The sequence below is a fragment of the uncultured Jatrophihabitans sp. genome, from assembly GCF_964252635.1.
Lineage (GTDB): Bacteria > Actinomycetota > Actinomycetes > Mycobacteriales > Jatrophihabitantaceae > Jatrophihabitans.
Window position 1 is genome coordinate 1 of record NZ_CAXUNP010000079.1, and the last position, 7,353, is coordinate 7,353.

A 7,353-nucleotide genomic window follows, 5' to 3' on the forward strand; every position below is an offset into this window, starting at 1 on the left:
CCCAGATCTACACCCACGTGTCGGTCGAGCGGCTGCGTGCCACCTATCGCCAGGCCCACCCACGGGCATGATCCACGGGTGACGCTCACCCGGCCCAGGGCAGCAGGCGGACCGGGCCCAGCGGACGCAGCAGGCTCAGCGGGTCGAGGTAGGTGTCGCCGCGCCGGGCCCCCCAGTGCAGGCAGCCGGCCCGGCAGCCCCGTTGGGTGCCGTGCACGGTCCCGAGGACAGTGCCGGCGGCGACCAGCTGCCCCCGGGTGACGGCCGGGCGCAGCGGTTCGTACTCGGTGCGGATGCCGTCCGGGTGCAGGACCACGACCACGCCGCGCCCGGCGACGGACCCGACGAAGGTCACGGTCCCGGGGCCGGCGGAGCGGACGACCCCACGGGCGGCGAGGTCGACGCCCAGGTGGCCCGCGCCGTACCGCTGCGCGGGCGGCCTGAAGGCGCGCAGGACGAGCAGGGGCAGCACGGGCGGTCGGTAGGTGGTGATCGGTACCGGCGGCCGCGAGGCGGCGCGCAGGGTCGTCGCGCCGGCACCGGTTGCGAGCAGCAGCGGGCCGAGCAGGGCCGCGACGAGTACGGCGCGGACACGACGGCGCCGTAGGAGCAGCGCCGGCGGTGGGTTGGGCGGCGGCGTCACGACCGTCACCGTGGCAGGGCTGCGCCCTCGGCGTCGCGTGTCGAAGCGTCGAGCTGTGGACGGGGTGGCCGTCGTCCACAGGTCGCCCACCGGGACGGGCCCGGATGTGCCCGCCTGTCGGTGTCGCAGGCCAGAATGTGAGTGTGTCGTCCTCACCCGTCCCCCTGGTCGGTCGCTCCACCGAGCTGACCGAGCTGCGGGCGGCCGTCGAGCGGGCCCGTTCCGGCGTCGCGAGCGCCGTCGTGATGGGTGGCGACGCGGGCGTCGGCAAGACCCGCCTGCTCACCGAGCTGCTGGGTACGGCCCGCGCCGAGGGTGTGCTGCCGTTGGTGGGCCACTGCCTCGACCTCGGCGACATGCCCCCGCCCTACCTGCCGTTCACCGAGGCGTTCACCCGCCGGGCCGTCGAGGACCCGGCCGAGATGGGCCGTCTCGTCGGCCTGTTCCCGGCTCTTGCGCGGCTGCTGCCCGCACACCTCGGTCTGGCCGGCCCGCCCGGAGCGGCCGGCGACGACCGGGTCGAACGGGGCGACCTGTTCGACGCGGTGCTGGGTGCCCTCGGCGCGATGGGCGCCGAGCAACCGGTGCTGCTCGTCGTCGAGGACATCCACTGGGCCGACCAGGCCACGCGTGACCTGCTCGGCTACCTGGTCGCGCGGCTCAACGTCGAGCGGGTCGCCGTCGTCACCACCTACCGCAGCGACGACCTGCACCGCCGCCACCCGTTGCGCCGCACGCTGGCCGAGTGGACACGGCTTCCGGGCCTGCATCGCGTGCACCTCGACCCGTTGAGCGCCGACGACGTGCGGCGGCTGCTCGGCAGCGAGAACGTCCACGGGCTCTCGGCCGGGGACCTCGACGACATCGTCGACCGCGCCGAGGGCAACGCCTTCTTCGCCGAGGAACTGCTCAGTGCCGCCAACCAGTTCGAGGGCGCCGACCAGCTGCCGTGGCAGTTGGCCGACCTGCTGCTCGTCCGCCTCGATCGGTTGTCCGACGACGCGCGGCAGGTGGTGCGGGTGGCCGCGGTCGGCGGCCGGCGCGTCCCCTACGACATGGTCGAGAGCGCGATCGAGCTCACCGGGCCACGTCTCGAGGAGGCGCTGCGCGAGGCCCTGGACAGCAACATCCTGCAGCTGACCCCCAGCGGGCGCGGGTACGTGTTCCGGCACGCGTTGCTCGGCGAGGCCATCTACGACGACCTGCTGCCCAGCGAACGGGTCCGCATCCACGCGCGGTACGCCCGGCGGCTGGCCGAGGAGCCGGGTCGCAGCCCGTCCGAGCTGGCCCGTCACTCCTATGCCTCGCACGACTACCCGACCGCCTTCGAGGCCAGCGTCGCCGCCGGTCGCGCCGCCATGTCGCTGGCCGCGCCCCAGGAGGCGCTCGGTCACTTCGAGAACGCGCTCGAGCTCATCGAGCAGCTGCCGCAGACAGATCCCGGCCGGGTCGACCTCACCCTGCTGGCCGCCGACGCGGCCGAAGCGGCGGGCCGTTACCTGCGTGGCGGCGACCTCGCGCGCGGCGCACTGGCCGAGTTGCCGCCCGAGGCCAGCGACCTGGACCGTGCGCGCCTGCTGACGGCCCAGGTACGGCTCGCCACCAGCGGCGAGGTCGACGAGGAGGCGCTGAGCGTCGCCACCCGCGCGCTGCAGCTCGCGCCGCACGAGCCACCGACGGCGTTCCTGGCCCAGCTCATGGCCCTGCAGGCCCGGGTGGCCAGCGCGCTCGGCCACGACGTCGACGCGCAGCGCACCGCTGAGCAGGCGCTGCAGACGGCCACGCTGGCCGGTTCGGCGACCGCGGCTGCCGACGCGGCCGCGACCCTCGCCGCGCTGGAACGGCGCACCGGCAGCCCCGACGACGCCGCCCGCCAGCTCGAGGCCGCCATCGCCCAGGCCCACAGCGCCCGCGACGTCGGCACCGAGCTGCGCACCTGGTTCAGCCTGGGCAGCCTCCTGCACGAGCAGTGCGAGCTCGACCGCGCCCTCGAGGTGTTCACTGCCGGGCGGCGGCGGGCGATCGAGACCGGCCGGCCGTGGGACATCTTCGGCCTGCACAACCGGGCCATGATCGCCACCGTCCGCTGGATGCAGGGTGACTGGAACACCGCGCTGCGCATCCTCGACACGACCGCCGACGAGCGGCCCACGGGGCTGGCTGCCGCGGTGCTGCGGGCCACCGCCCTCGCCGTCCGGGCCGGACGCGGCGAGCACGGTGTGGTCGCCGAACGCGCCCAGCTCGAGCCGTTCTGGCTGCGTGAGGGCCGGGTCGCCCTCTACTACGCCTTCGGTGCCCTCACCGCACTCGAGCAGCAGGGCGACTCCGCCGCCGCGATCGCCGTCGTCGAGGAGGTGTCGGCAACCCTGGGACAGCTCTGGCTCAACGAGTGGTTCCTTGGCCGCATCCAGCTCAGCGCCCAGGCCCTGGCGGTCGTGGCCGCGGACGCCGCCACCGCCCCGCAGTCCCGGCACGTCCGGTTGGCCGAGCAGGGCGCCGAGCTGCTCGCGACCGGGTTGCGCAGCGCCGAGCGGGGCCTACCGCACGGGCGCGAGCTCGGACGCGAGGGTCGGGCGTGGATAGCCCGGTTACGAGCCGAGGAGGCCCGGGTGCGTTGGCTCACCGGGGTGGACGCACCGGCGGCCGACGAACTGGTCGCGTTGTGGCACCACGCGCTCGACGAGTTCGACTTCGGCCACGTGGCCGCGAGCACGGTCGTGCGCACCCGGCTCGTGGAGGCGTTGCAGGCCGCGGGGGACACCGCCGAGGCAGGACGGGTCGCCGCGGTCGCGCGGGCCGACGCCGACCGGATGGGCGCCCGCCCGCTGCTCGCCCAGCTCGACGCAGCCGTCGGCGCCCGTCGCGGCAGCCCCGACCGGAACGGGTCGGCGCCCCGCGGCCTGGGCGCCCTCACCGACCGGGAACGCGGCGTCCTCGCCGAACTGCTGGAGGGCCGCTCGAACCGGCAGATCGCGGCCAAGCTGTTCATCAGCGAGAAGACGGCCAGCGTCCACGTCTCGAACATCATGGCCAAGCTCGGCGTGCGCAGCCGGGCCGAGGCCGCGGCGCTCGCCCGCCGGGCCGGAGCCGGCCAGGGGTAGCCGCAGGGGAGCCGTTGCGCCGGCGGCAGCATGCCCGAGCCCCGGAACCACGGTGGTTCGACGGCCGGGGGCGAGGCGCTAGACTGGGACCCGCAGCTCGAGAAATCGGGCTGACTTCGCGTGCCCTGCTCCCGAACGCAAAAGGGAGCTCGGCGACCAGCCTCGGTCCGCCCGACGAACCCCCGGGTTCTCCGGACGGCCCTCTGGTCGCGACATCGGACACCAGGGCGAGCGGGCCACCCGGTCCGCCCGCGACAACCGAGGCAGCGTGCGGTTCGCCGCGCCACCGCAACCGGTGGTGCTCGGGCCCGTGCGCACGAAAGAAACAGGAGGGACGTCGGCATGCCCGTCGTCACCATGAAGGAGATGCTCGAGTCGGGCGTCCACTTCGGCCACCAGACCCGTCGCTGGAACCCGAAGATGAAGCGATTCATCCTCACCGAGCGCAACGGTCTGTACATCATCGACCTGCACCAGACGCTCAGCTACGTCGACCGCGCGTACGAGTTCATCAAGGAGACCGTCGCGCACGGCGGCACCGTGCTGTTCGTCGGCACCAAGAAGCAGGCGCAGGAGTCGATCGCCGAGCAGGCCACGCGCGTCGGCATGCCGTACGTCAACCAGCGTTGGCTCGGCGGCATGCTCACCAACTTCCAGACCGTGTTCAAGCGGCTGCAGCGCATGAAGGACCTCGAGGCGCAGGAGCAGGCCGGCTGGGAGGGTGTGGCCACCAAGAAGGAGCAGCTCATGCTCACCCGCGAGAAGACCAAGCTCGAGCGCTCCCTCGGTGGTATCCGCGAGATGACCCGTGTGCCCAGCGCGGTGTGGATCGTCGACACCAAGAAGGAGCACATCGCCGTCGGCGAGGCCCGCAAACTCAACATCCCGGTCGTCGCGATCCTCGACACCAACTGCGACCCGGACGAGGTCGACTACAAGATCCCGGGCAACGACGACGCGATCCGCAGCGCCGCCCTGCTCACCCGTGTCGTGGCCGACGCCGTCGCCGAGGGCCTGATGGCCCGCTCCGCCGCGGCGGCCAACGCCGGGCGCGACGACAAGCCGGAGGTCGACACCCAGGGTGCCGCGGTCGGTTCCAACGAGCCGCTCCCCGAGTGGGAGGCCGAGCTGCTGAAGCCGACCGACGCCACCGCTGCCGCCTTGGCCGCCGACGCACCGGCTGCCGCCGCACCGGCTGCCGAGGCCCCGGCCGCCGACGCGTCGGCCACCACCTCCGCCTGACCACTCCCGAGACGAACGGAACCCAGTAGAACCATGGCGAACTTCACCGCCGCAGATGTCAAGAAGCTCCGCGACGCCACCGGCGCCGGGATGATGGACAGCAAGAAGGCCCTCGACGAGGCCGACGGCGACTACGACAAGGCCCTCGAGGTCCTGCGCGTCAAGGGGGCCGCGAAGGCTGCCAAGCGTGACGACCGCGAGGCCAGCAACGGCCTGGTCGCCGCCGCCGAGGGCGCGATGATCGAGCTGGCGTCCGAGACCGACTTCGTGGCCAAGAACGAGCAGTTCCAGCAGCTCGCGAACGACATCGTCGCGCACTTCGCGTCCTCGTCGGCCACCGACGTCGACGGCCTGTTGGCCGAGCAGCTCAAGGACGGCAAGACCGTCGGCCAGAACGTCGACGACCTGGCCATCGTCATCGGCGAGAAGCTGCAGCTGCGCCGTGCCGTCAAGCTCGACGGCAAGGTCGCGACCTACCTGCACCGCAAGGCCAAGGACCTGCCCGCGCAGGTCGGCGTCCTGGTGCAGTTCGACGGCTCGGACGAGAACGCCGCCCGCACCGCCGCGATGCAGATCGCCGCGATGCGCCCGGCCTACCTGACCCGTGACGAGGTGCCGGCCGAGACGGTCGAGACCGAGAAGCGTGTCGCGGAGGCCAAGGCCCGTGAGGACGGCAAGCCCGAGCAGGCCCTGCCCAAGATCATCGAAGGCAGCGTCAACGGCTACTACAAGAACAACGTCCTGCTCGAGCAGGCCTCGGTCGTCGACAGCAAGAAGACGGTCAAGGCCCTGCTCGACGAGGCCGGCGTGCAGGTCAGCCGCTTCGCGCACTTCGAGGTCGGCTGACGCGCCAGCTAGGTTGAACCACGACGACGCAGACGTAGGACGAGAGGGGTCACCGATGAGCGACGGTTCGGGGGCCCCTCTCGCATTCCGGCGGGTGCTGCTCAAGCTTTCCGGCGAGGTGTTCGGGGGCGGCGCGATCGGGGTCGACCCGAAGGTGGTGCGTTCCATCGCCCGCCAGATCGCCGAGGTGGTCGCCGACGGCACCCAGATCGCGGTGGTCATCGGCGGCGGCAACTACTTCCGCGGCGCCGAGCTGAGCCAGGGCGGCATGGAGCGCGACCGCGCGGACTACATGGCCATGCTGGGCACGGTCATGAACTGCCTGGCGTTGCAGGACTTCCTCGAGAAGGAGGGCGTCCCCACCCGGGTGCAGACCGCCATCGCGATGGGCCAGGTCGCCGAGCCCTACATCCCACGACGCGCCGAGCGGCACCTGGAGAAGGGCCGCGTGGTCATCTTCGGTGCCGGCGTGGGCATGCCGTACTTCTCCACCGACACCGCCGGCGCGCAGCGCGCCCTGGAGATCGGCTGCGACGCGCTGCTGCTCGGCAAGAACGGCGTCGACGGTGTCTACGACGCCGACCCGGCGGTCGTGCCGACGGCCACGAAGTTTCACGACATCAGCTACGACGAGGTCCTGCAACGTGGCCTGAAGGTCGCCGACGCGACGGCGTTCAGCCTGTGCCGCGACAACGCCATGCCGATCGTGGTGTTCGGCCTCGACGAAGGCAACATCGCCCGCGTGGTCCGCGGGGAGAAGATCGGCACCACCGTGCACGCGGCGAACGAGTAGAAGGGCACAGAGCGTGATCGACGAGATCCTCTTCGAGGCCGAGGAGAAGATGGAGAAGGCCGCGCACGTCGCCCGTGACGACCTGTCGGGCCTGCGCACCGGCCGCGCCAACGCCAGCGCGTTCGCCCGCCTGGTCGTCGACTACTACGGCGCGCCGACGCCCATCCCGCAGATGGCCACGGTCAACGTGCCCGAGGCCCGGATGGCCGTGATCAAGCCCTACGACGCCAGCCAGATGGGCGCCATCGAGAAGGCCATCCGCGACAGCGACCTGGGCGTCAACCCCACCAACGACGGCACGATCATCCGCGTCGTCTTCCCGCAGCTCACCGAGGAACGCCGCCGGGAGCTGGTCAAGGTGGCCAAGGGCAAGGGCGAGGACGCGAAGGTGTCGGTGCGTTCCATCCGACGGCACGCCAAGGACTCCCTCGACAAGCTGGTCAAGGACGGCGAGTCGGGTGAGGACGACGTGCACCGCGCCGAGGGCGAGCTCGACAAGCTCACCGCGCGGTACACGGCCACGGTCGACGATGCGGTCAAGGCCAAGGAATCAGAACTCCTCGAGGTCTGAGGTCCGCGCACCCGCATGACATCCGACCCGCCTGACGGCGCCGCAGCCGACACCGACCGCGAGGCCCCACCCCGCTCGGCGGTGGCGCGAGCGCGTCGCGTCGCGCACGTCGGCCCCCGCCCGACCCCGGCCGGCCCCGGGACCCGCGATCACGCCG

6 protein-coding genes are annotated in these 7,353 nt (G+C 72.4%); 5 read left to right on the top strand and 1 reads right to left on the bottom strand.

The annotated features are described in order from the left end of the window. Nucleotides 1-85 precede the first annotated feature (85 nt). A complete protein-coding gene (locus ACFFCA_RS19525) occupies nucleotides 86-643 on the bottom strand; it encodes a murein hydrolase activator EnvC family protein (RefSeq protein ID WP_375487911.1) in 558 nt (185 codons plus the stop codon). Between the two features lie 143 nt (nucleotides 644-786). Here ACFFCA_RS19525 and ACFFCA_RS19530 point away from each other — a divergent pair, with 143 nt between their 5' ends. The 5 genes from ACFFCA_RS19530 (at nucleotide 787) to frr (ending at nucleotide 7,196) form a co-directional block, all read left to right on the top strand. Then, nucleotides 787-3,744: an AAA family ATPase gene (locus ACFFCA_RS19530; RefSeq protein ID WP_375487913.1), complete on the top strand. Its 2,958-nt coding sequence runs from the start codon at nucleotides 787-789 to the stop codon at nucleotides 3,742-3,744. Between the two features lie 342 nt (nucleotides 3,745-4,086). Then, a complete protein-coding gene (gene rpsB, locus ACFFCA_RS19535) occupies nucleotides 4,087-4,986 on the top strand; it encodes a 30S ribosomal protein S2 (protein ID WP_375487915.1) in 900 nt (299 codons plus the stop codon). Between the two features lie 33 nt (nucleotides 4,987-5,019). Beyond that, nucleotides 5,020-5,832, top strand: a complete 813-nt coding sequence (tsf, locus tag ACFFCA_RS19540; protein ID WP_375487917.1) for a translation elongation factor Ts — start codon at nucleotides 5,020-5,022, stop codon at nucleotides 5,830-5,832. A 55-nt stretch (nucleotides 5,833-5,887) separates the two neighbouring features. Beyond that, the gene (gene pyrH, locus ACFFCA_RS19545; protein WP_375487919.1) at nucleotides 5,888-6,625 is read left to right on the top strand and encodes a UMP kinase; all 738 of its coding nucleotides are present in this window, start codon (nucleotides 5,888-5,890) and stop codon (nucleotides 6,623-6,625) included. Between the two features lie 13 nt (nucleotides 6,626-6,638). Beyond that, nucleotides 6,639-7,196 (top strand): ribosome recycling factor, encoded by a 558-nt coding sequence (gene frr, locus ACFFCA_RS19550; protein ID WP_375487921.1) that lies wholly within the window; start codon nucleotides 6,639-6,641, stop codon nucleotides 7,194-7,196. Nucleotides 7,197-7,353 lie beyond the last annotated feature (157 nt).

Excerpts from the sequence above, each read along its gene's own strand:
- tsf (WP_375487917.1), top strand. The coding sequence starts at position 5,020 with ATGGCGAACTTCACCGCCGCAGATGTCAAGAAGCTCCGCGACGCCACC.
- pyrH (WP_375487919.1), top strand. The coding sequence starts at position 5,888 with ATGAGCGACGGTTCGGGGGCCCCTCTCGCATTCCGGCGGGTGCTGCTC.
- rpsB (WP_375487915.1), top strand. The coding sequence starts at position 4,087 with ATGCCCGTCGTCACCATGAAGGAGATGCTCGAGTCGGGCGTCCACTTC.